The sequence below is a fragment of the Streptomyces sp. Mut1 genome (assembly GCF_030719295.1).
Taxonomy (GTDB): Bacteria; Actinomycetota; Actinomycetes; order Streptomycetales; family Streptomycetaceae; genus Streptomyces; species Streptomyces castrisilvae.
In genome coordinates this window covers 410,726-435,221 of record NZ_CP120997.1, presented here as the reverse complement: position 1 = coordinate 435,221, position 24,496 = coordinate 410,726, and the positions used below count along the sequence as shown (strand labels likewise).

Below are 24,496 nucleotides of genomic sequence, written 5' to 3'. Positions count from 1 at the left end.
CCCGCGAGTTGTCCTGCCGAAAGGCCATCAACTAAGGTGAGCCTTACCTAAGTAGCAAGGAGTTCGGAATGTCCATACGCAGATCGTCCGGTCTGGTCGGCGCCCTCGCGCTGGCCCTCGTTCTGGCCGGATGCGGGTCATCCTCCGACGGCGGGTCCGACTCCGCCTCGGAGAAGAGCAGGACCCGGGTGTTCACCGCGGACAACGGCAAGATCACCATCCCGGTGAACCCGAAGCGTGTGGTGGCCACCGGGTACGCCGTACCCGCCCTCATCGAGGCCGACGCACCGCTGGTCGGCATCTCCTCGTGGAAGCGCGGCGAGCCGATGATGACCAAGGAGGACCTCGCCACCTACAACAAGCTCACGAAGATCGCGGGTGAGCAGGCGGCCGAGACCAACTACGAGGCCGTCGCCGAGGCCGAGCCCGACCTGATCGTCATCGGTGTGCCGGCGCCCGTCCTCGGTGACATCGACATCAAGCGGCTGGAGTCCATCGCCCCCGTCGTCGCGATCGGCCCGAGCCTGCCGTCCGCCTGGCGCGACCTCTCGCGCAAGCAGGCCGACGCCGCGGGCGCCATCAAGCAGTTCGACGCCCAGAAGAAGACCTACGACACCAAGGCCGCCGAACTGGCCGCCAAGTACAAGGACGTGCTGCCGAAGCTCAACCTCGGCCACGTCGGCGCGTACGGTGACGCCGCCAAGGGCACCTTCCAGCGCGAGTTCGGCGGTTCGTGGGGCACCAACATCGCCCAGGACCTCGGCGCGAAGTACTACGGCAAGGTCAAGAAGGCCGGCTCCGGTTCGAGCGCGGTCAGCGAATACCCCTCCATCGAGGAGCTTCCCGACGCCTTCCGCGAGGCCGACGCCCTGACCTACTCTGTCGACGCCGACGGCAGCGTCCCGAAGTCCGTCCAGTACGTCCTGGACTCCAAGCTCTGGAAGAACCTGCCCGCCGTCAAGGCCGGCAAGACCTACCCGCTCCGTTACACCGAGGCCGCCACCTACGGCGAGGCCCTGATGACCCTGGACGCGATCGACAAGTCGCTCGCTCCGCTGCTGAACCGGTGACCGTCGCGGGCCGCGCGTCCAAGACGGCGGGAAACCGGCGGGCCGTCCCGCAGACCGCCCTGCTCGTCGGCGGACTGGTACTGCTGGCAGCTCTCGCCGTAATCAGCATGGGCGTCGGGGCCCGCCACGTCGCCCCCGGCGAAGTGGTACGCGCACTCTTCGACTACCGGGGCACCGACGACCACGTCATCGTCCGCGACGTGCGGGCACCGCGTGCGATGCTCGCCGTCGCCGTCGGTGCCGCGCTCGCCGTAGCGGGCGCGCTCATCCAGACGCTCGCCCGCAACCCGCTGGCCGAGCCCGGCATCCTCGGGGTCACCGCGGGCGCCGGGTTCGCCGTCACCATCGGCTCCGCGCTCGGCATGGCCGGCGGCCAGGCGGGCGAACTGGGCTTCGCGATCACCGGTTCCGTGATCGCGGCGCTCATGGTCGCCGCGGTCGGCCGCCGCTCGCCCCTGCGCCTCGTACTCACGGGGGTGGCGCTGACCGCGGTGCTGAACGGCGTCGCCCTCGGCATGCGGCTGATGCTCCCCGACGTCTTCGACGTCTACCGGTTCTGGTCGGTGGGAACACTCGCCGGACGCGAACAGGCCTCCCTGGCCCTTCCGCTGACCGCGATAGCCGTCTCGCTGGCCGGTGCGCTGCTGCTGAGCCGGGCACTGAACGCCCTGACGCTCGGCGAGAACGTGGCACACACCCTCGGGGCCAACGTCGGCCGGGTACGCGTCGCCACCCTCGTCCTCATCACCGTGCTCAGCGGTGCGGCGACGGCGGTGGCGGGGCCGATCCTCTTCGTCGGGCTCATCGTGCCGCACCTGGTACGCAGACCCGCCGCCGGATCGGTGCCCTGGCTGATCGCCTACACCATGGTGCTCGGCCCGGTCCTGCTGCTCATCGCCGACATGGCCTCCCGCGTGCTGCTGCCCACCGGCGAGGTGCCGGTGGCCATCGTGACCGCGTTCCTCGGCGGCCCCATGCTGATCTGGGCGGTCCGTCGCTACGGGGCGGGGTCACTGTGAACGTGCTGAAATTCCACGTGGAACGCCGCACGGCGGTGCTCGTCGTCGTGCTCGTCGCCCTGATGCTCGGCCTCGGCCTGCTCGGACTGTGCTACGGGGCGTCATGGTCCTCGCCCAGCCGGGTGTTCGCCGTCCTCACCGGCTCCGAGCACTCCGTGGTGATCCGGGACTGGCGGCTGCCGCGGGTGCTGGCCGGCCTGGTCTTCGGCGCCGCGCTCGGCGTCGCGGGCGCCATCTTCCAGAACCTCACCCGCAACCCCATGGGCAGCCCCGACGTCATCGGCCTGGACGCCGGCGCCTACACGGGCGCCCTGGTCGCCATCACCGTACTGTCGGGCACCTCCGCACAGCTCGCCGTCGGCTCCGTGCTCGGCGGCCTGATCGTCGCTGCCGCCATCTACCTGCTGTCGCTCGAACACGGCTTCTCGGGACTGCGGCTGGTCGTCATCGGTATCGCCATCAACGCGATGGTGACCGCGATCAACTCGTGGATCGTGCTGCGCGCCGAGCTGGAGGTGGCGATCGCCGCCGTCGGCTGGAGCGCGGGCTCGCTCAACGGCGTGGGCTGGGACGACCTCGGCATCCCGTTCACCGTGATCGCCGTCCTGCTGATGCTCATGACCACCCGGGCCCACGCCATGCACCAGGCGGCGCTCGGGGACCCGATCGCCGTCACGACCGGCGTCGGACTCGACCGGCTGCGGCTGCTGATGGTCCTGGTCGGCGTCGGCTGCACCGCCACGGTGACCGCCGTGGCCGGACCCATCGCCTTCATCGCGCTGGCCGCCCCGCAGATCGGCCGCCGGCTCGCGGGCGCCGCCGGAGTACCCCTGCTCCCCGCCGCACTGACCGGGGCGGTGCTCCTCCAGGGCGCCGACCTGCTGGCCCAGATGCTGCTGGCACCCGTCGCACTGCCCGTGGGCGTCGTGAGCACCGCGATCGGCGGTTGCTACCTGATCTGGCTGCTGACCAAGGAGGTGAGGCGCGCGTGACCGCACGCCTGACAGCGCGGGACATCACCCTGCGCTACGGAGACCGGGTCGTGTCCACCCGGCTGAACCTGGACATCCCCGACGGCGCGTTCACCGCCATCGTCGGCCCGAACGCCTGCGGGAAGTCCACCCTCCTGAGCGCGCTGGTACGGCTGCTGCGCCCGCACGCCGGCCAGGTGGAGTTCGACGGCCGCGAGGTCGGCGGCTTCGCCACCAAGGCGCTGGCCAAACACCTCGGCTTCCTGCCGCAGGACCCGATGGCCCCCGAGGACATCAAGGTCCGCCAGCTCGTCGGCCGGGGACGCTTCCCCCACCAGTCGATGCTGGCCCTGTGGTCGCCCGAGGACCAGAAGGCCGTCGACGGCGCGATGGCCGCCGCCGGCGTCGCCGACCTGGGCGAGCGACCGGTGCAGGAACTGTCCGGCGGACAGCGCCAACGGGTCTGGATGGCCATGGTGCTCGCCCAGGAGACGCCCTACCTGCTCCTGGACGAACCCACCTCGTTCCTCGACATCACCCACCAGTACCAACTGCTCGGCCTGCTCGCCAGGCTGCGCAACGAGGGCCGCACCGTCGTCGCGGTCCTGCACGACATCAACCAGGCATGCCGGTTCGCCGACCACCTGGTCGCCATGAAGGCCGGAACCGTGGTCGCCGAGGGCGACCCCGGGGACATCGTGGACGCCACGCTGATCAAGGACGTGTTCGACCTGCCCAGCGTCGTCGTCCCGGACCCGGTGACCGGCACTCCCATGGTCGTCCCCACACTTCAAGGAGAGTAAGTTGAGCACCGCGAGCGTGTCCTCGGACGGCCTCCTGCCTCTGACCGGCGCCCAGTCGGGCATCTGGAACGCCCAGCGCATCGAACCCGACTCGCCGTACTACGTCGTCGGCGACGTGGTGGAGATATCCGGCGGCGAACCGGTCGACGTGGACGCCCTCGCACAAGCGGTCCGGGCCACCACCGAGGAGGCCGAGAGCCTGCGGCTCAGGGTGTACGACACCCCGGACGGGCCGCGCCAGACGGTCAGCGGTGACCCCGTCCCGCTGCCGCCCCTGGCCGACGTCAGCGCCGAGGCCGACCCCGCCGCTGCCGCCCAGGCACTCGTCGACGCCGAACGGGCCCGGCTCGCCGAGGCCTGCCGGGGCATGACGGACCGCCCGCTCTGCTCACGTACCGTCATCAAACTCTCCGACCGCGAGGTCTGGTACACCCAGCTCGGCCACCACCTCGTCTTCGACGGCTACACCGCCGCCCTGCTCGCCCGCCGCACCGCCGCCCACTACACCGCCCTGGTACGCGGCACCGAGCCGCCGCCCTCCACCTTCGGCGCGTTCGCCCGGCTGGTCGCCGACGACCTGGCCTACCGTGAGAGCGAGGGGGCCGCCGAGGACCGCGCGTACTGGGTCGAGCGGTTCACCCCGCTGCCCGACGTCGGCGACCACGAAGGCCCCGGCACCGCCGGCGCGCCGGACCGCACCCTCACCGCCCGCGCCGTCCTCACCCCCGAGGAGACCGCCCGGCTGCGCGCCTTCGCCGACGGCGAGGGCGTCACCTGGGGCGAGGCACTGATCGCCGGCTACGCGGCGTTCCTGCACCGCATGCTGGGCCGCACCGACGTGGTGTTCGCCCTGCCCCTGATGTGCCGGGCCGGATCGGCCGCGCTGCGCACCCCCTCCATGGCGGTCAACGTGCTGCCGCTGCGGGTGGGCGTGCGCGGCGGCGACGGGCTCGGCGAGCTGAGCCGGCGGGTCGCCACCGCCATGCGCGAGATGCGCGACCACCAGCGCTACCGGGGCGAGGACCTGCCCCGTGACCTCGGCGTGCCCGGCGCGGGCGCGCTGCTGCACGGACGCGGCATCAACCTCAAGGCGTTCGACCTGGCGCTCGACTTCGCCGGGTCGGCCGGCGTGATGCGCAACGTCGCGGGCGGGCCGCCCGAGGACATGGGCCTGAGCGTCCTGCCGACCCGGGACGGCGGGCTGCTCCTCGGCTTCGAGGTCGACGCCCGCGCCAAGGACCAGGCCGCTGTCGACAGCCTGATGAGCGGACTGCGCGCCCTGCTGACCGGGCTGACCGACGGCCTGCCCGTTGGCCGCATCGCACTGGCCGACGACATCGACGGGCTGCTCGCGCAGTGGAGCCCGCCCGCCCTGCCCGGCACACCGGCCGACGTGCCGTCCGCGTTCGACGCGATGGTCGCGGCGGGCCCCGGAAACACCGCTCTGGTCTGCGGCGACGAACGCCTGACCGCCGCCGCGCTGGCCGACCGGGTGCACCGGCTGGCCCGCGCCCTGCGCGCCCGGGGCATCGGCGCCGAGGACATCGTGGCGCTCGCCCTGCCGCGCTCGGCCGACGCCGTGGTCGCCCTGCTCGCGGTGCTGGACGCGGGCGCCGCGTTCCTCCCGCTGGACGCCGCACACCCGCCCGAGCGGCTGCGCGAACTCATCGAGGACACCCGCCCCGCACTCGTCCTCACCGACGGAATGGTCGACGGACTGCCCTGGAAGACCTTCCTGGACGAGGCCGCCGGCCTGTCCGGCGCACCCCTGACGGCCGCCGAACTCGCCCGGCCCCGCCACCCCGAACACCTCGCCTACGTCATCCACACCTCCGGCTCGACCGGGCGCCCCAAGGGCGTCCTGGGACGCACCGGAGGACTCGCCGCCCTGCTGCACCACCAGCGGGCCACGGTCGTCGCGGAGGCCGAGCGGGCCACGGGCCGCAGGCTGCGCGCCGCCCACACCTACTCCTTCGCCTTCGACTCCGCCTTCGAGCACCTCGTCTGGCTGCTGTGCGGGCACGAACTGCACGTCTACGACACCGAGACCGCCCGCGACGCCGACGCCCTGCTCGCCGCGTACGCCCGCGACGGCATCGACATCGTGGACACCACCCCCTCCATGGCCACCCCGCTCATCGACGCCGGCCTGCTCGACCTGCCGCCCGCGATGCTGCTCCTGGGCGGCGAGGCCACCCCGCCCGCGCTGTGGCGCCGCGTCGCCGCGTCGGGGATCACCGCGCGCAACATGTACGGGCCCACCGAGGCGACCGTCGACAGCACCACCGCGCTCATCGACGCCGGCGAACCGACCATCGGCCACCCGCTGGCCGGCACCCGGATCTACGTCCTGGACAACGCGCTGCGGCCGGTGCCCCAGGGCACGGCCGGCGAACTGTACCTGGCGGGACCCCACCTGGCGCGCGGCTACCTCGGCCGGCCGGACGCGAGCGCCGAACGCTTCGTCGCCGACCCCTTCGGCGCCCCCGGCGAGCGGATGTACCGCACCGGGGACCTGGCCCGCTGGGTGCCCGGCCGCGGCCTGGAGTACGGCGGCCGCGGCGACGGACAGGTCAAGATCCGCGGCCACCGGGTGGAGACCGGAGAGGTCGAGGAGGCGCTCGCCGCCCTGCCCGGCGTCACCGCGGCCGCCGCCCGGGTCCTCTCGTCCCGGCTCATCGGCTACATCGTGTCCGCCTCCGTCACCGCGGACGAGGCACGCGACCGGCTGGCCGAGCGGCTGCCCGAACACATGGTGCCCGCCGCCGTGGTGGTGCTGGAGCGCCTGCCCGTCACCCCCAACGGCAAGCTCGACCGCGCCGCCCTGCCCGCACCCGCCCTGCCCGGCGGCGGCCGGGAGCCGAGCACCGGGCGCGAACGGCTGCTGTGCACCGTCCTCGCCGAAGCGCTCGACGTCGAACGCGTCGGCGTGGACGACGACTTCTTCGCCCTCGGCGGCGACAGCATCACCGCGATCACCGTCAGCAGCAGGCTGCGCGCGCTCGGCCTCGGGCTGCGGCCCAGGGACCTGCTGGCCCGCCGCACCTTCGCCGCGCTCGCCGCCTCCGCCGAACTGCTGGACGAGACCGCCGCACCGGCCGACGAGCCCGTCGGTCCGGTCCCCGCACCGCCCATCGTGCGCGGCCTCCTCGACCCGCACCCGGACATCGACACGGTCGCCGGATACGCCCAGTGGACCGCCCTGCACATCGGCACGCTCACCCGGGACGACCTGGCCAGGGGCGTGCGGACCCTCCTCGACCACCACGACGCCCTGCGGCTGCGGGTGGCCGAAGGACTGGAGGTGCTGCCCCGGGGCACGGTCCGGGCCGCCGTGGAAGAGGTGACAGGCGAAGAGGTGTCCGCCCTGGCACAGCGGCTCGCCGGGCAGCTCGACCCGCGCACCGGAGACCTGGTGCGCGCCGCCCTGCTGCGCACCGGGGACGACGCGGCGGACCGGCTGGTCGTCGTCGTGCACCACCTCGCCATGGACGGCGTGTCCTGGCGCGTCCTGCTGCCCGACCTGTACACCGCCTGCGCGGGCGGCACCCCCGAACCCGTCGGCACGTCTTGGCGGCGGCACGCCACGGTCCTCGCCCAGCAGGGCGAGTCCGGTGCCCGGCGCGGCGAACTCGGCCACTGGCGCACCGCGCTGGAGTCCGCGACCCGGCTGGGCGCCCGCCCCCTGGACCCGGCACGCGACACCGTCGCCACCGCCCACCGGTCGGTCACGACCGCGTCGCCCGAGGCCACCGAGGCCCTGCTGACCACCCTGCCCGCCGCCTACCGCGCCGGCGTGGACGAGGTCCTGCTCGCCGCGCTCGTCCTCGCCCTGCGCGGCTGGGGCCTGCGCGGCGACGCGCTCACCGTGTCGATGGAGGGCCACGGCCGCGAACACCTCGACCTGTCGCGCACGGTCGGCTGGTTCACCAGCGAGTACCCGGTACGCGTGCCCGCCTGCGACGACGTACGCGAGACGCTGCGCGCGGCCAAGGAGGCCCGGCGCGCCGTCCCCGACGCCGGAGTCGGCTACGGCGTGCTGCGCCACCTCGACCCGGAGGCCGGCTCCCTCCTCGCGGCGACCCCGCCGCCGGACGTCCTGCTCAACTACCTGGGCCGGTTCGCCGCGCTGCCCGCAGGCGAGTGGCGGCTGCCCGAGCACGACGCCTTCTCGGTGACCGAACCGGATGCCAAGTCCCTGGAACAGGTGCTGGCCCTCAACTGCTTCGTCCACGAGGGCGAGGTGCCCCGGCTCGCCGTCGAGTGGACCGCCGCGACCGGGGTCATCGGACCCGACGCCGTGGCCGCCCTCCAGGACGCCTGGGCCGCCGCGCTCGACGCGCTGGCCGCGCACGCCCTGCACACCACGGGCGGGCTCACCCCCTCCGACCTGCCGCTGGTCGGCCTCGGGCAGGACGCCATCGACGCGCTGGAGCGCGACGGCCGGGTCAGCGACGTACTGCCCGCCACCCCGCTCCAGGTCGGACTGTCCTTCCACACCCTGGTCCGCGACGACGAGGACGCCGACGTCTACGTCGTCCAGGCCGTGACCACCCTCTCCGGCGAGCTGGACCCGGACCGGATGGCCCGCGCCGCCCGTGAACTGCTGCGCCGCCACCCCGCCCTCCGCGTCCACCTCGCCACCGCCGGGGACGACGTGGTCCAGGTGATCCCCGCCGAAGTCACCCTGGACTGGCGGCAGGACGACAACTTCGCCGAAGCTGCCCGCGCCGATCTGGAGCGCCCCTTCGACCCGGCCCGGCCGCCGCTGATCCGCTTCCTGCTCTCCCGCGTCGGGCCCGCCGAGCACAGGCTCGTCATCACCAATCACCACGCCCTCCTCGACGGCTGGTCGATGCCGATCGTCGGCCGTACCCTGCTCGCCCTCTACGCCGAGCTCGGCGGCGGGCCCGCCGCCCCCGTCTCCCCGCCGCTGTCGGAGTACTTCCGCTGGCTGGCCGGCCGGGACGAGGAGGCGTCGCTGACCGCCTGGCGCCGGGCGCTCGCCGGAGTGGACGACGCGACCCGGCTGGCACCCGCGAGCACCGGAACCGGTGTGGAGCGGCCCGGCCGCGAGACCGTCGCGCTGGACCGCGAGTTCAGCGACCGGCTGCGCTCCTTCGCCCGCGAACAGGGCGTCACCCTGACCACGGTCCTCCAGACGGCATGGGGCCTGCTGCTCGGCAGGCTCACCGGACGCCGCGACGTCGTCTTCGGCTGCCCCGTCTCCGGCCGGCCCGCCGAGGTCGACGGCGTCGAGTCGATGATCGGCCAGCTCGGCACCACCGTCCCGGTCCGCGTCAGGTACACCCGGGACCGCACGGTGCGCGACCTGCTGGCCGAGGTGCACGCCGAGAGCGTCGTCCTGGGCGAGCACCACCACGTCGGGCTGCCCGGCATCCAGCGGGCGGCCGGCATCGGCGAACTCTTCGACACGATGCTCGTCATGGAGAACTTCCCGCTCTCCAGCCGCACCCGCACCCCCCTCGCCCCCGGGCTCGACCTCACCGGTGTCGACATCACCGACGCCACGCACTACGCGCTGACCGTCATCGTGATCCCGGGCGACGAGATCACCATCGGCCTCGGCTACCAGCCGCGCGCCTTCGAACGGGAGACCGTACGCGACTACGGCCGCTGGCTGCGCAACCTGCTGCGCGAGATCACCCAGGACCCGGCCCGGCCCGCACTCGCGCTGCCCGCACTCGACGCCGACGAGCGCGCCCGGATGCTGCGTACCGGCACCGAGACCGTCGCCGCCCGGGAACGCGGCCACTGGCTGGAGGAGTTCGCCGCCTGGGTGCGGCGCAAGCCCGACGCCGAGGCCCTGGTCTGCCGCGACCGCAGCCTCTCCTACGCCGAACTGGACCGGCGGGCCAACCGGCTCGCCCACGCCCTCATCGCGCACGGCGTACGCCCGCAGGACCCCGTCGCGGTCCTCATCGGCCGGGACGTCGAGATGACCGTGGCCCTGTTCGGCGTGGCCAAGGCGGGCGCGGTGTACGTCCCGATGGACGCGAGCTACCCGCGCGAGCGGCTGGCGTACATGTTCGACGACATCGCCCCGGCGGCGGCCGTCACGACCGGCGCCGAACTCCCCGTCGACCGCGACATCCCCGTCCTGCACCTCGACGACCCCGCCACCCTCGCCGCCGTGCCCGACACCGACCCGTCCGGCGCCAGGGCCCGGCTCACCGACGACGCGCTCGCCTACGTCATCTACACCTCGGGAACCACCGGCCGGCCCAAGGGGGTCGGCGTCACCCACCGGGGCGTGCCCGACCTGATCGCCCTCCAGGAGGAGGTCGTCGGCATCACCGAGCACGACCGCTACCTGCACTTCGCCTCGACCGGCTTCGACGTCGCGTTCTGGCAGACCATGGTGCCGCTGCTGTCCGGCGGTACGTCGGTCATCGCGCCCGAGGAGGTGCGCGTACCCGGCGACGAACTCCTCGACTACATCGTGGAGCACCGGGTGACCGGGGTGAACCTGCTCCCGTCGTTCCTGGCCGCGATGCCCGACGACCGCACCGTCGACCCCGACGTCTTCTTCGTCGTCGGAGCCGAACGGCTCGACCCGGAACTCGCCCACCGCTGGGGCCGGGGCCGCAGGGCGCTGTTCAACGCCTACGGGCCCACCGAGGTCACCATCAACTCCACGACCTGGCACTACGACCAGGACGACGAGGGACCGCTGCCCATCGGCCGCCCCGACCCCAACGTCCGCGCCTATGTGCTCGACGCCGGACTCCAGCCCGTCGGTGTCGGCGTCACCGGCGAGCTGTACCTCGGCGGGCGGAGCCTGGCCCGCGGCTACCTCGGCCGCCCCGGCCTGACCGCCGGCGCGTTCGTCGCCGACCCGTACGGCCCGCCCGGCACCCGCATGTACCGCACGGGCGACCTCGTGCGGTGGCGGCAGGACGGACAGCTGGTGTTCCTCGGCCGCGCCGACCACCAGATCAAGGTGCGCGGCTTCCGCGTGGAGCTGGGCGAGATCGAGACCGCCCTCACCGGCCACCCCGACGTCCGGGCCAGTGCCGTCGTCATGCGCGAGGGCCGGCTCGTCGGCTACGTCATCCCCACCGACGACGCCGACCTGGACACCGCGGCGGTCCGCGCCCACCTCGCCGCACAGCTGCCGGACCACATGGTCCCGACGGCGCTCGTCCCGCTCGACCGGCTGCCGCTGAGCCCCAGCGGCAAGCTCGACGCCTCGGCCCTGCCCGCCCCGGCCGTCGCGTCCACCACCCGGCGCGAACCGGCCACCGAGGCCGAGGCGCTGCTGCTCGCCGTGTTCCAGGACGTCCTCGGGCGCGACGACATCGGCCCCGACGACAACTTCTTCGACATCGGCGGCGACAGCATCGTCTCCCTCCAGCTGGTCTCCCGCGTCCGCCGCCAGGGGCTCGGACTGACCCCGAAGGACGTGTTCGACGGCGAGACGGTCGCGGGCATCGCAGCGCGCGCCCGCACCCTGGCCGGCGAGGCCGCCCCGGCCGTCGGGGACGCCCCGCTGACCCCGGTCATGCGGGACCTGCTGCGCCGCTCCGGGCAGGCCGCCGACGGCTTCTGCCAGTGGGTGGAGATCTGCGTACCCCCCGGCGGGGACGAGACGTCCTGGCGGACCGTCCTCGACGCCCTGCTCGCCCGGCACGACGTGCTGCGCGCCCGCCTCGGCGACGACACGCTGCACATCCCGCCGGCCGGCGAGGTGACCGGCGCCGACGTCCTGACCCGCGTCCCGGCCGGCGGCGACCCGCGCGCAGCCGCCGACGCCGCGATCGACGCGGCCCGCCTGGCGATGGACCCGCGCACCGGACCGCTGCTGCGCGCCCTGTGGGTGGACGCGGGCCCCGGCCGGCCGGGCCGCCTCGTCCTGGTCGCCCACCACCTGGCCGTCGACGGGGTGTCCTGGCGCATCATCCTGGACGACCTGGAGCACGCCCACGGCGGCGGCGAACTGACCCGGCACGGCCAGTCGTTCCTCGGCTGGGCCCGGACCCTGCGCGACGCCGACCGGCGGGACGAACTCCCGCACTGGCGGCGGATGACGGCCACCGCGCCGCTCACCCGCCCGCTCGACCCCGCCCGGGACACCGTGGACACCGCCGCGCACCACGAGATCCGGCTCGACGCCGACGCCACCCGCGCCCTGATCACGACCCTGCCGGCCGCCCACCGCACCACCCCGGACGCCGTGCTCCTGACCGCGCTCGCCCAGGCGGTACGGGACTGGCGCGGCACACCGCAACTCCTGGTCGCCCTGGAGAGCCACGGCCGGCCGCGCGAGGTCGACCTCTCCCAGACCGTCGGCTGGTTCACCGCGATCCACCCCGTACGCCTCGACGCGGACGACGACGTGCCGGCGGTCCGGGAGCGGCTGCGCGCCCAGGGCGACGGCCTCGGACACGGCATCCTCACCGCGGCCGGACTGCTCGGCCCGGTCCGGCCGGAGATCGCCTGGAACTACCTCGGCCAGTACCCCGGCGCCCCGGACAGCGAGATGCCCTGGCAGCCGGCCCCGGACGCCGACCCGCTCGGCTCCAACGGCTCCGGAGCGATGCCCCTGCCGTACAGCCTGATGGTCAACGCCCTGGTGCGCGACGACGCGCTCGGGGTGCGGATCACCTGGCCGGCCGCGCTGTTCACCGGGGCGGAGATCGAGGACCTGGCCCAGCGGCTGCGGACCGCGCTGCTGCGGGTCGCCGACGCCCCCGAGATCAGTGCGCTCGGGGACCGGCCGGTCGCCGCCGTCCAGCCGCTCAGCCCCTTGCAGGAGGTGATGCTGCGGCACTCGCGCACCGAGCGCCCCGACCCGTACACCGTGCAGTCGGTGTTCTCGCTCGCGGGCCGGCTCGACACGGAAGCGCTGCGGGCGGCGGGCGACGACCTGCTGGCCCGGCACCCGAACCTGGGCGCGGTGTTCCCCGCCTCGCTCGCGGTGATCCCGCGAGCGCCCCGGCCGGAGTTCCGGGTCACCGGCGCACCGGCCGACGAGGTGCTGGCCGCCGACCTCGCCGAACCGTTCGACCTGGCGCAGGGCCCGCTCTACCGGATCACCGTGATCCGGCTGGGCCCCGAGCGCGCCGACCTCGTCCTGACCAGCCATCACGCGCTCTCCGACGGCTGGTCGGCACCGCGCATCCTCGGTGAACTCTTCGCCCTGTACACGGCGAGGACGCGGAACGCGGCACCGGAGCTGCCGGCCCCCGTCCCCTTCGCCGACTACCTGAGCTGGTCGGCCGGGCACGAGCCGGACCTCGACGCCTGGGCGGCCGAACTCGAAGGCCTGCCCGAGGGCGACTACCTGGGCGGCGGCGAGAGCGGCCCCGCCTGGCAGGAGCCCGAGGTCATCACCTTCGACGCGGCACTCGTGGACCGGCTCACCCGGCTCGCCGCCGGGCGCGGACTGACCCCGAACACCCTGGTGCAGGGCGCGTGGTCGGTGCTGCTCGCCCGGCGGTCCGGCCACCGGGACGTGTGCTTCGGCGCCATGGTCTCCAGCCGTCCCCCGGAGCTGGAGGGCGTCGAGGAGATCGTCGGGCTGCTGGCCAACACCGTGCCGGTGCGGGCGAGGCTGGAGGGCACGCTCGCCGAGGTGCTCGCCGGCCTCCAGAGCCGCCAGCGGGCGCTGGTCGAGCACCACCACGTGGCCCTCTCCGACCTGGAGCGGATCACCGGACGGCGCAGGCTGTTCGACAGCATGGTGGTGTTCGAGAACTACCCCGTCGACCCGGACCGCCTGCGCGAACCGGCCCCCGGCCTGACCGTGACCGCCACCCGATTCCGCGAGTCCACCCACCACCCCGCCACCCTGACCGTCATGCCGGACGGCGACGGCTGGACCGGCGTGCTCGCCCACCGGGCCGGCACGGACGTCGACGGACTCGCCGGGCAACTGCTCGACCTGCTCCGCTCCCTGGACGAGCACCTCGACGCCGACGTGCGCGGCCTGCTGGAGAACCGATGAGCGAGCAGAGCGCCCCGCCCGCCGACCGCGTCGACAAGGACCTGCTGCGGATCGCGTTCATCCTGGTCCTCGGCACGTTCATGGCCTCGCTGGACGCCACCATCGTCAGCGTCGGACTCGACCGCCTGACCGAGGAGTTCGACGCGTCCGTCGCCGAGATCCAGTGGGTCTCCACCGCCTACCTGCTGGCGATCGTCGCCGCCGTACCCGCGTCCGGCTGGCTGGCCGACCGGTTCGGCGGCCGGCGGACCTGGCTCGTGGCGGTGGGCGTGTTCCTGCTCGGCTCGGTGCTGTGCGCCTCGGCCTGGTCGGTGACCAGCCTCATCGTGTTCCGCGTGGTCCAGGGCCTGGGCGGGGGACTGCTGCCCGCGACCGGCCAGGCGCTGCTGGCCCGCGTCGCGGGCCCGGGGCGCACCGGGCGGGTGATCAGCGTCGTCGCCGTCGTCCCGCTGCTGTCACCGGTGTTCGGGCCACTGGCCGGCGGCTCCGTCCTCGCCGTGGCGCCGTGGCCCTGGCTGTTCCTGATCAACCTGCCGATCGGTGGCGCGGCGGCACTGCTCGCGCGCCGCTACGTGCCGGTGGTGGCGCCGGCCGCCCGCCGGACGGCGTTCGACCTGCGCGGCGCCCTGCTGCTCTCACCCGGTCTCGCGGTGCTGGTGTACGGGCTGACCGAGGTCGCCCACAGCCGCCCGCTGCCGGCCACCATCGGTGTGGCGGCCGGCCTGGTGATGCTCGCCGCGTTCACCGTCCACGGGCTGCGGACCCGGGGCACCCCGCTGGTCGACCCCCGGCTGTTCACCCGGCCGCCCTTCGGCGCCGCCGCCCTCGCGCTGGTGGTGCTCGGGGCCTCGGTGTTCGGCACGATGTTCCTGCTGCCGCTGTACTTCCAGTCGGGCCGGGGCATGTCGGCGTGGGAGGCCGGGCTGCTGCTCGCCCCCCAGGGGCTGGGCGCGGCGGCCGGTTCGGTGCTCGTCAACCGGACGATCAGCAAGGTCGCGCCGAGGAGCCTGGTGGTGTCCGGCATCGTCCTGATCCTCCTCGGGACGGCTCCGTTCACCTGGCTCGGCCATGGGGTCCCGGACGCGGTGATCGCCGCGGCTCTGGTGGTCCGGGGCTTCGGGATGTCGATGGTCGGCGCGCCCGTGATGAACATCGTCTACAGCCGCATCGAGCCCGAACACCTGCCGCGGGCGGCCGGGGCGCTCAACCTGCTGAACACCGTGGGCGGTTCGCTCGGGACGGCGGCCCTGGCGGTGATCCTCCAGAACCGGCTGGCCGCCCACGGCACGGACGTGTCCTCGGCCTTCGGCGCCACCTTCTGGTGGGTGCTCGGCTTCTGCCTGTTCGCCGCCGTGGCGGCGACGAGACTGCCCCGAACCCAGCCCAGGAAGGCGTAACGCCTCTTGCGGTCGTCGAGTTGAGCGGGAGTGGCCGTGCGGCCGCCCCCGCTCAGCCGGTTGTGCCTCCCGCCGCCGGCACGGCACGGGCGAGCAGCCCGTCCACGAGGATGCGCAGCCCCTCGGGGTAGGCGTCCCGGGCGGCCAGCTCCGCCCAGCGGCCGCCGATGGCGGCCAGACGAGGGACGCGGGAGGCGTCGAAGGACTCCCGGAAGACCACGCGCCCCGCCGCCGCCTCCGCCCGGCGGTGCGCGGAGCGTGCCCGGACCAGGACCTCGCCGACGGTGAAGTACCAGACGGCCCGGAAGAGATCGACGGTCTGCTCCGGTGTGCATCCGTGGTCGTCGGCCCCCGCCACGATGGCCTCGACCATCCACAGTGCTCCCTCGTCGAGGAGTCCGACGAAGCCGTCCTCGGTCAGGACCTCGGCCGCCCACGGCCAGGCGCTGAGCGCCTCGTGCATCGCGAGGGCCGCCGTGAGGATCCGCTCGCGCGGGCCGGCGGGCAGCTCTGGGCGCTCGATGCGGTCGATGTGGTCGTTGAGCAGCAGGATCAGCAGGTCGTCCTTGTTGCGGATGTGGTGGTAGAGGGTGGTCGCCCCGACGCCGAGTTCGGCGGCCAGCCTGCGGATGGTCAGCTTCTCCCACCCGTCCTGGTCGATGAGCGTGCGGGTGGCGGCCAGGATCTGCGCGCGCGAGGTCACGGGGGGCCGGCCGGTGCGGCCGTTGGCTGAGGTCGTTCGGGGCATCGCCCCATCATGCCGCCCCGTCCCCGCCCCTCTCGCGACGGGCACGTTTCCAGCCACTCCCGTTTCCCCCCGGCCGTGCGGTGCTACTTTAGGAACGCGTTCGGAAAGTCGTTCCGGGGCAGGCGCGAGCGTGCGCGGAAACATCGGGGAACGGAGTACGTGATGACGCAACAACCCACTGTCCGGCCGGGGATGACCCTCGCGGCGGTGGCCGTCGTGCAGTTCATGGTGTCGCTGGACCTGTCCGTCGTGAACGTCGGACTCCCGCAGATCGCCACCGGGCTCGGCTTCGGCGAGGCCGGTCTGACCTGGGTGATCCACGCCTACGCGCTCACCTTCGGCGGGCTGCTCCTGCTGGGCGGCAAGGCGGCCGACCGGTACGGCCGCAAGCGGGTCCTGCTGCTCGGCCTCGCCCTCTTCGGCCTCGCCTCGCTCGCCGGCGGCTTCGCCCAGGAGCCGGGCCAGCTTGTCGCCGCCCGCGCCGCCCAGGGCGTCGGGGCCGCGGCCCTGGCGCCGGCCGCACTGGCCCTGCTCACCCGTACCTTTCCCTCGGGGCGGGGCCGGATACGGGCGTTCGGGGTGTGGAGCGCGGCGAACGCGGCGGGCGGCGCCCTCGGCGTCCTGATCGGCGGCCTGCTCACCGAGTACGCCGACTGGCGCTGGGTGATGTTCGTGAACGTGCCGATGGCCGCGTGCGCCCTGGCGCTGGCGTGGCGCGGCGTCGCCGCGGGTGCGCCCGCCGCTCGCGGAGGCCGGCCGGACGTGCTCGGCGGCCTCCTGGTCACGGCGGGCATGACGCTGCTGGTGTTCGGCGTGGTCCGCACCGACCGGTACGCGTGGACCTCGGCGGCCACCCTGACCACGCTGGCGGCGGCCGTCGCCCTGCTGGCCGCCTTCGTGCAGGTCGAGCGCACCACCTCGCGCGAACCGCTGGTCCGGCTCGGCCTGTTCGCCAACCGCTCGGTCGCCGGCGCGAACCTCTACAACCTGCTGGCGGGCGCGGCCATGACCTCGGCCTTCTACTTCGCCTCGCTCTACCTCCAGCGGGTCCTCGGCAAGGGTCCTGCCGCGACCGGCGTCATGTTCCTGCCGTTCGCCCTCGCGATCGTCGCCGGCTCGGTGCTCGCCGTGAGACTGGGCTACCGGTTCGCCGGCCGCACCCTCCTGGTCGCCGGGGGGCTCCTCACCGCCACCGGGCTCGCCTGGTTCGGGCTGATCAGCGTCGACGGGGCCTTCGCCACCGACATCCTCGGTCCGTCGCTCGTCACCGGGACCGGCTTCGGGCTCTGCCTCGGCCCGGTCGTCTCCCTCGCCACCGCGGGCGTCGCGCCGCACGAGGCGGGAACGGCGTCCGGCCTGCTCAGCAGCTCACGCCAGATCGGCGCCTCGCTCGGGCTCGCCGCGCTCGGAGCCGCCGCCGGCCACCGCACCGGCCAGGACGTCACGCCGCGGAGCCTCAACGACGGGTTCGGGCTGGGCCTGACGCTCGGTGCCGGGCTCCTGCTCGCCGCGGTCGTCATCGCCCTCACCGTCCTGCGGCGCTCCGCCCCGCCGGCCGGGGAGGGGCGGGCGGAAGACCGCGAGCTGGTCCCCGCGGCGGACTGAGGGCCCACGCGCGAACCTGCCGGGGCGGCCGCACGCGGGGCCGCCCCGGCAGGCGTGGTGACCGCTGCCGGGTCAGGGACGGCTGGTCAGATAGCCGCCCATGGACGTGAAGTACTCCGTCGCGGGCAGCTCCCGGCCGTCCTCGGTCCGCACCCGCGTGATGGCCAGACCGCGGTTGCGGCCGGTGCGGGCGTCGGCGCCGGCCACGATCACCACGCCCTCGCCCTCGCGGTAGAAGATCCGGCCGGGCGTCCCGCCGTAGCGGCCCTCGGACACGACCGCGGTGACGACCTCGATCCGCTTGCCCCGGTGGAAGGCGAAGGCACTGGGGTACGGCGCCGACTGGGCGCGCACCAGACGCTCCAGGTCCTCGGCGGGCCAGGTCCAGTCGATCCGGATGTCCTCCTCGGACCGCTTGTGGAAGAAGGTCGCCTGCGAGCGGTCCTGCGGGGTGAACTCCGTCTGCCCGTCGGCGATCCTGGCGAGCGCCTTGGTGGTGACCGGGGCGATCAGGTCGACGGTCTTGTGGAAGAGGTCCGTCGCGGTGTCCGCGGGCCCGACCGGGACGGACTCCTGGCGGACGATGTCGCCCGCGTCCAGCTCGTCGTTCATCATGTGCGCGGTGACGCCCACCTCGGTCTCGCCGTTGATGAGCGCCCAGATCAGCGGCGAGAAGCCGGCGTACTTCGGCAGCAGCGAGTCGTGGACGTTCAGGGTGCCCCGGCGGGGCAGCGCGAAGATGCGCGGCGGAATCCAGGTACGCCAGTTGTTGGCCACGATGACGTCCGGGTCGGCCTCCTTGAGCCGCTCGTACAGCTCGTCGTCGTCGGGCCGGTTGCGGATGAGCACCGGAACGCCGTGCTCCTCGGCGAGGTCCGCGACGGAGTCGCTCCAGATCTTCTCGTAGGCGTGCTCACTCCTGGGATGAGTGACGACCAGCGCCACGTCGTGCTCGGAGTCCAGGAGGGCTTGCAGGGTGCGGTGCCCCCAGGTCTGGTAACCGAACATGACGACCCGCATGGGGGTTCCTCCTCAAGGTAGAAACAGAGCGGGCCCAGTAAAGCAAGGCTTACCTTATCTCGCAACAGGCGCATAAGGTGCCCCAGTTGGGGCGATTCAGTGACGGGGCTGTCCGAATCCGGCCTGTCGACAGCGTTGACGGATTAGCTTAGGCTCACCTAAGTTCATCGGGTCGCTCCGTCGGCGTGCCCGTATCTACGCCCGTTCCCCACATCCGACAGGCGGCTTCCCCGCACGATGGGAGTGACATGTCACAGGCTCGTCCTGGCGACGCACCAGCGGTCCACGACCTCATTGGTATCGGCTTCGGCCCGTCCAATGTGGCCATGGCGATCGCGATCAGTGAGCACAACGCGCGCTCCGGGACGCAGAGGGCGGTGACCGCCCAATTCTTCGAGCAGCAGCCCCGCTTCGGCTGGCACCGCGGCATGCTCATCGACGACGCCACCATGCAGGTCTCCTTCCTCAAGGACCTGGTGACGCTCCGCAACCCCTCCAGTGAGTTCAGCTTCCTCTGCTACCTGAAGAGCAAGGGACGCCTGATCGACTTCATCAACCACAAGAACCTCTTCCCGCTGCGGGTCGAGTTCCACGAGTACTTCGAGTGGGCCGCCGCGCAGGTCGCCGGCATGGTCTCCTACGACCACGAGGTCGTCGGCGTCACCCAGGTCGTCCGGGACGGAGCAGTGGAGTTCCTGGATGTCACGGTCCGCTCGGGGGAGGGGCTCACCGTCCACCGCGCCCGCAACCTCGTCATCGGAACCGGGCTGCGCCCCCGCGTCCCGGAGGGCGTGGAGCGCGGCGACCGGGTCTGGCACAACTCCGAACTCCTCGCCCGGGTCGGAGAACTGGACGGCACCTCGCCCTCCCGCTTCGTCGTCGTGGGCGCCGGGCAGAGCGCCGCCGAGAACGTCGCCTATCTGCACCGCCGTTTCCCCAGCGCCGAGATATGCGCGGTCTTCTCCCGCTACGGCTACAGCCCCGCCGACGACAGCAGCTTCGCCAACAAGATCTTCGACCCGGACGCGGTGGACGAGTTCTACGCGGCGCCGGAGCCCGTCAAGCGCAAGCTGATGGACTACCACGGCAACACCAACTACTCGGTGGTCGACATCGACCTGATCGACGACCTGTACCGGCAGATGTACCAGGAGAAGGTGCTCGGCACCGAGCGGCTGCGCTTCCTCAACGTGTCCCGCCTCACCGAGGTCAAGGAGACGCCGGACAAGGTCCGCGCCACGGTGAAGTCCCTCGTCACGGACGAGGAGACCCTGCTGGACGCCGACGTCGTGGTGTTCGCCACCGGCTACAGCCCCGCCGACCCCCTCGGCCTCCTGGGGCAGGTCGGGGAGCACTGCCTGCGCGACGAGGAGGGCCGGGTCCGCGTCGAACGGGACTACCGCATCGCCACCGGCGCCGGGCTGGACTGCGGGATCTACCTCCAGGGCGGCACGGAGCACACCCACGGCATCACCTCCGCCCTGCTGTCCAACACCGCGATCAGGGTCGGCGAGATCCTCGACTCGGTGCTGGACCGGAGCGTCAAGTCCGCGCCCGACGAGGCCCGGCCGGTCACCGACCGAACCAGCAGCAGACCGTAGGGCCGGACAGGGCTTGGGCACCCCCTGCGGGGAGCGGTGCCCGGCCGCCGTCCCGGTGGATCAGAGGGATAACGTACGTCGACATGAGCACGACTGCAGTGGAGCGCCCCGTGCCCGGGGGCATGACTCGGGCCCGTCACCGGCGGGTCGTGGGTCTGGGCGCGCTTGCCGCGGCCGTCCTGCTGGTGGGGGCGCTGTCCCTGGTGGTCGGGGCGCGTTCGCTCACCCCCGCCGAGGTGTGGCACGGCCTGTTCGCGGCCCCGGAATCCGATCAGCGGCTCTCCGAGATCCGGCTGATCGTGCGGACCGTACGGGTGCCCCGCACGGTGCTCGGCATCGTGGCCGGCATCGCGCTCGGCGTCGGCGGTGCGCTGATCCAGGGATACACGCGCAACCCGATCGCCGACACCGGGCTGGTGGGGGTCAACGCCGGCGCCTCGTTCGCCGTGGTGTCGGTGATCGCCGTGTTCGGCTTCACCGACCCGCTCCTGTACCTGTGGTTCGGTTTCCTCGGGGCGGCGGTCGCCGGGGTCGTCGTGTTCGGTCTTTCGAGCATCGGCAGGGGTGCCGGCAACCCGCTGACGCTCGCTCTGGCGGGGCAGGGCGTCACCGTCTTCCTCGCGGCGATGACCACGGCCGTGGCGCTCACCGACACGAAGTCCCTGAACGCGCTGAGGTTCTGGAACGCGGGCTCGGTGACCGGGGTCGGCTACGACGTCATCTGGCCCGTCACCGCGTTCGTCGTGGTCGGGCTGGTGTTGGCCCTGGTCATGCTGCCCTCGCTGAACCTCCTCAACCTCGGTGACGACGTGGCGCGCGGGCTCGGTGTCAACATCGCGCTGAGCCGGACGATCGGCATCGTTTCCATCACCCTGCTGGCGGGCGCGGCCACGGCGGCCTGCGGGCCCATCGCGTTCCTCGGGCTCATGGTGGCCCATGTCGCCCGGTATCTGGCCGGGCCCGACTACCGCTGGCTGGTGCCGTACGCGGGCCTGCTCGGAGCGGTCGTCCTGCTGGTGTGCGACATCGTCGGGCGCCTGGTGGTGCGGCCGGGCGAGCTGGACGCGGGCGTCGTCGTCTCCCTGCTCGGCGCCCCGTTCTTCGCGGCGCTGGTCTGGCGCGGAAAGTTCAGGAGCGCATGAACGGCACGGAGTTGAAGCCATCGATGGCGGCGGGCGTCCGCGTCGGCCGGGTCTCGTTCGTCTGGCGGCCCTGGCTCGTCCTGGTCACCCTGCTGCTGGCGGCGGCGGCCTTTCTGGTGTTCTGCCTGTCCATCGGCGTCGGAGACTTCCCGATCGGCCTGTCCCGGGTGATCGCCACGATCCTCGGCCGGGGCGAGCCGGTCGACGAGTTCGTCATCATGGACCTGCGGATGCCGCGCGCCCTGGCCGGGCTCGTCGTCGGCGTCGCACTGGGCGTCTCCGGCGCGATCACCCAGTCCGTCGCGCGCAATCCGCTGGCCAGCCCCGACATCCTCGGCATCACCGGCGGCGCGAGCGCGGTCGCCGTCTTCCTGGTCACCGTCTCCGGCGGGGCCGCGGCGGCGGTCACCGAGGCGGTGGGCCTGTCGGCGGCCGCGCTCCTGGGCGGTCTCGGCACGGGACTCCTGGTGTACTTCCTGGCCTGGCGGCGCGGGATCGACGGCTTCCGGCTCATCCTCATCGGCATCTCGGTGAGCGCCGCGATGCAGGCGATCACCACCTGGCTGCTCGTGTCGGCCGACATCCGCGATGTCGCGCGGGCCCAGGCCTGGCTGGTCGGTTCCCTGGACAACCGGTCCTGGGGAGAGGTCCGGGTGGCGCTCTGGTGCACCCTCGCCCTGCTGGCCGTGGTGATCTGCCTGGCCTTCCAGTTCAAGCCGCTGCACCTCGGTGACGAGGTCGCCGCGGGGCTCGGCGTCCGGATCACCCGGGTGCGGGCCGTCATGCTGCTGTGCGCGGTCCTGCTGGCCGCCGCCGCGGTGAGCGCGGCGGGACCCGTCCCCTTCGTCGCGCTCGTCGCCCCGCAGGTGGCGATGCGCCTGGCGAGGCACCCGACACCACCGATGGCGGCCTCCGGCCTGGTGGGCGGGCTGCTGCTGACCGGGTCCGACCTGATCGCCCGTACGGCCCTGCCCATCGCCCTGCCGGTCGGCGTGGTCACCGCCGCGATCGGCGGACCCTTCCTGGTGTACCTGCTGGTACGGGCGAACCTCAGGTAATGACAGACGAGTCGGACAACCCGAGCAGAGGGGGGCCAGTGGCCGCACACCGCACCATCACCCGGACCGAGGCGGTGGGCGGCGACGTCCCACGGCTGGCGGCCAGAGGCATCACGGTCGGCTACGGCGGCCGGACCGTCATCGACGGCCTCGACGTCGAGATCCCCTCCGGGGTGGTCACCACCGTCATCGGGCCCAACGGCTGCGGGAAATCGACGCTGCTGCGCACCCTGACCCGGCTGCTGAAGCCGGCCGGCGGCGCCGTCGTGCTGGACGGCGAGGACATCGCCGGCCTCCGCACCAGGGACGTGGCGAAGAAGCTCGGCCTGCTGCCCCAGGCACCCGTCGCGCCCGAGGGGCTGACGGTGTCGGACCTGGTCGCCCGGGGGCGCCATCCGCACCAGAGCTGGCTGCGGCAGTGGTCCTCGGACGACGCGGACATCGTGCGGCGGGCGCTCGCCATGACCGGGGTGGCCGACCTCGCCGACCGGCCCGTCGACTCGCTGTCCGGGGGTCAGCGCCAGCGGGTGTGGATATCCATGACCCTGGCTCAGGGCACCGACCTCCTGATGCTGGACGAGCCCACCACCTACCTGGACCTGGCGCACGCGATCGATGTACTCGATCTGGTGGACGACCTCCACGAGTCGGGGTGCACCGTGGTGATGGTGCTGCACGACCTCAACCTCGCCACGCGCTACAGCGACAACCTCGTGGTGATGCGCGAGGGCTCGATCCTGGCTCAGGGCCACCCCCGTGACGTGATCACGGCCGGGCTGCTGGAGGAGGCGTTCGGGCTGCGCGCCATGGTGATCGACGACCCGGTCGGCGACCGTCCGCTCATCGTGCCCATCGGGCGCACGCACGTACAGGTCAACTGGGCTTCCAAGCAAGGAAGCTGATCAGTAAGGCTAGGCTTGCCTCACTTGATCGGGGTAAGGTTTGCCTGCCCTTGTGAAGGGCCTCAGCGACAGCGTGAAAGCAAGGGATTCGGATGCTCCTCGACAGAACGACGCCCACCAGGTCATGGCGGCGGGTGGCGGCGGTAGTGACCGCGGCGGCCCTCGGCGTCGGCCTCCTCGCGGGCTGCGGCTCCGACTCGCAGGGCAAGGCGGACGACAAGGCCCCGGCGGCCTCGGCCGGCGGAGCGTTCCCCGTCACCGTGGAGCACGCGTTCGGATCCACGAAGATCACCAAGGCCCCTGAGCGGGTCGTCTCCGTCGGCTACACCGACGACCAGGACATCCTGGCGTTCGGCATCAAGCCGGTCGGCATGGTCGACCAGTACCCCAACCCCGAGGGCAAGACCCCCGACATCAACACCCAGTGGCCCTGGGTGAAGGACCAGTGGGGCGACGCCCGCCCCGAGGTCATCATGAAGAACGGGGACGCCGGCCCCAACTACGAGAAGATCGCGGCCCTGCGGCCGGACCTGATCATCGCCGTCTACTCCGAGATCGACCGGGCCGCCTACGACAAGCTGTCGAAGATCGCCCCGACGGTGGGCCGCACCAAGGCCGAGAAGGAACCCTTCAGCGCGCCGTGGCAGGACAACGCGGAGCACATCGCCAAGGCGCTCGGCAAGGAGAAGGAGGGCAAGGCGATGGTGGCCGGCATCCAGGAGAAGCTGGACGCCGCCGCGAAGGCGCACCCCGAGTTCGCGAAGCAGACCGCCGTCCCGCTGTCCTGGTACGACAACTCGGTGGCCCCCTTCACCACCACCGACGTACGCGGCCGCCTGCTGACGGGCATCGGCTACCAGGGCGACACGGAGATCGACAAGATCGCCGGCGGCAAGTTCTACACCAAGCTGTCCCCGGAGCGCATGGACCTCGTCGACGTCGACCGAATCTTCGTCATCAACGACAAGGCCGACCAGGAGGCCCTGAAGAAGTCGAAGCTCTTCAGCAACCTCAAGGCGTTCAAGGAGGGGCGGGTGTCCTACCTGCTGGACAGCGAGGGCCCGGCCGTCGGCGCCGCCATCTCCCAGGGCACGCTGCTGTCCATGCCGTACGCGGTCGACGAGCTCGTGAAGGCGGCGGCCGCTAAGTGACCGAAGCCGCCCCCACCCCCCACCGGCCCCTCCGGGCGT

14 protein-coding genes are annotated in these 24,496 nt (G+C 72.9%); 12 read left to right on the top strand and 2 right to left on the bottom strand.

The window, feature by feature from the left end; all coding sequences use genetic code 11:
* The first annotated feature begins 68 nt into the window (after positions 1–68).
* From P8A18_RS01670 to P8A18_RS01645, 6 genes are read left to right on the top strand one after another with little or no spacing between them, the layout of a single operon-like run.
* Positions 69–1,070 carry an ABC transporter substrate-binding protein gene (locus P8A18_RS01670; RefSeq protein ID WP_306051053.1) on the top strand — a complete coding sequence of 334 codons (1,002 nt, stop codon included), beginning with the start codon at positions 69–71 and terminating at the stop codon, positions 1,068–1,070.
* A complete protein-coding gene (locus P8A18_RS01665) occupies positions 1,067–2,089 on the top strand; it encodes a FecCD family ABC transporter permease (protein ID WP_306051051.1) in 1,023 nt (340 codons plus the stop codon). The genes P8A18_RS01670 and P8A18_RS01665 overlap by 4 nt, the downstream gene beginning before the upstream one ends.
* Complete coding sequence (locus P8A18_RS01660) at positions 2,086–3,081, top strand: FecCD family ABC transporter permease (RefSeq protein ID WP_306051049.1); 996 nt, start codon at positions 2,086–2,088, stop codon at positions 3,079–3,081. Before P8A18_RS01665 ends, P8A18_RS01660 begins: the two co-directional genes overlap by 4 nt.
* On the top strand, positions 3,078–3,863 hold the full coding sequence (locus P8A18_RS01655; RefSeq protein ID WP_018550969.1) for an ABC transporter ATP-binding protein: 786 nt from the start codon (positions 3,078–3,080) through the stop codon (positions 3,861–3,863). The genes P8A18_RS01660 and P8A18_RS01655 overlap by 4 nt, the downstream gene beginning before the upstream one ends.
* Before the next feature lies 1 nt (position 3,864).
* Entirely contained in the window at positions 3,865–13,833 is a 9,969-nt protein-coding gene (locus P8A18_RS01650) for a non-ribosomal peptide synthetase (RefSeq protein ID WP_306051046.1), read from the top strand.
* On the top strand, positions 13,830–15,230 hold the full coding sequence (locus P8A18_RS01645; RefSeq protein WP_306051044.1) for an MDR family MFS transporter: 1,401 nt from the start codon (positions 13,830–13,832) through the stop codon (positions 15,228–15,230). Before P8A18_RS01650 ends, P8A18_RS01645 begins: the two co-directional genes overlap by 4 nt.
* Positions 15,231–15,282: 52 nt before the next feature.
* Here the strand turns inward: P8A18_RS01645 and P8A18_RS01640 are convergent, their stop codons facing one another.
* Positions 15,283–15,978 carry a TetR/AcrR family transcriptional regulator gene (locus P8A18_RS01640; protein ID WP_306051041.1) on the bottom strand — a complete coding sequence of 232 codons (696 nt, stop codon included), beginning with the start codon at positions 15,976–15,978 and terminating at the stop codon, positions 15,283–15,285.
* Between the two features lie 162 nt (positions 15,979–16,140).
* On the opposite strand from P8A18_RS01640, the gene P8A18_RS01635 reads away from it, so the two are divergent.
* Positions 16,141–17,583, top strand: a complete 1,443-nt coding sequence (locus tag P8A18_RS01635) for an MFS transporter (protein WP_306051039.1) — start codon at positions 16,141–16,143, stop codon at positions 17,581–17,583.
* 72 nt (positions 17,584–17,655) lie between these two features.
* On the opposite strand, the gene P8A18_RS01630 is transcribed toward P8A18_RS01635, so the two are convergent.
* Entirely contained in the window at positions 17,656–18,603 is a 948-nt protein-coding gene (locus P8A18_RS01630; protein ID WP_306051037.1) for a methionyl-tRNA formyltransferase, read from the bottom strand.
* Between the two features lie 248 nt (positions 18,604–18,851).
* Here P8A18_RS01630 and P8A18_RS01625 point away from each other — a divergent pair, with 248 nt between their 5' ends.
* The 5 genes from P8A18_RS01625 to P8A18_RS01605 all read left to right on the top strand — a co-directional run bounded on the left by P8A18_RS01625 (position 18,852) and on the right by P8A18_RS01605 (position 24,457).
* Positions 18,852–20,204, top strand: coding sequence for a lysine N(6)-hydroxylase/L-ornithine N(5)-oxygenase family protein (locus P8A18_RS01625; RefSeq protein WP_306051035.1), 1,353 nt, complete (start codon positions 18,852–18,854; stop codon positions 20,202–20,204).
* 83 nt (positions 20,205–20,287) lie between these two features.
* On the top strand, positions 20,288–21,346 hold the full coding sequence (locus P8A18_RS01620; RefSeq protein ID WP_306051033.1) for a FecCD family ABC transporter permease: 1,059 nt from the start codon (positions 20,288–20,290) through the stop codon (positions 21,344–21,346).
* Positions 21,343–22,404: a FecCD family ABC transporter permease gene (locus P8A18_RS01615; protein WP_306051031.1), complete on the top strand. Its 1,062-nt coding sequence runs from the start codon at positions 21,343–21,345 to the stop codon at positions 22,402–22,404. The genes P8A18_RS01620 and P8A18_RS01615 overlap by 4 nt, the downstream gene beginning before the upstream one ends.
* Before the next feature lie 38 nt (positions 22,405–22,442).
* Complete coding sequence (locus P8A18_RS01610; RefSeq protein ID WP_306051029.1) at positions 22,443–23,306, top strand: ABC transporter ATP-binding protein; 864 nt, start codon at positions 22,443–22,445, stop codon at positions 23,304–23,306.
* Between the two features lie 92 nt (positions 23,307–23,398).
* Entirely contained in the window at positions 23,399–24,457 is a 1,059-nt protein-coding gene (locus P8A18_RS01605) for an iron-siderophore ABC transporter substrate-binding protein (RefSeq protein WP_306051027.1), read from the top strand.
* Positions 24,458–24,496 lie beyond the last annotated feature (39 nt).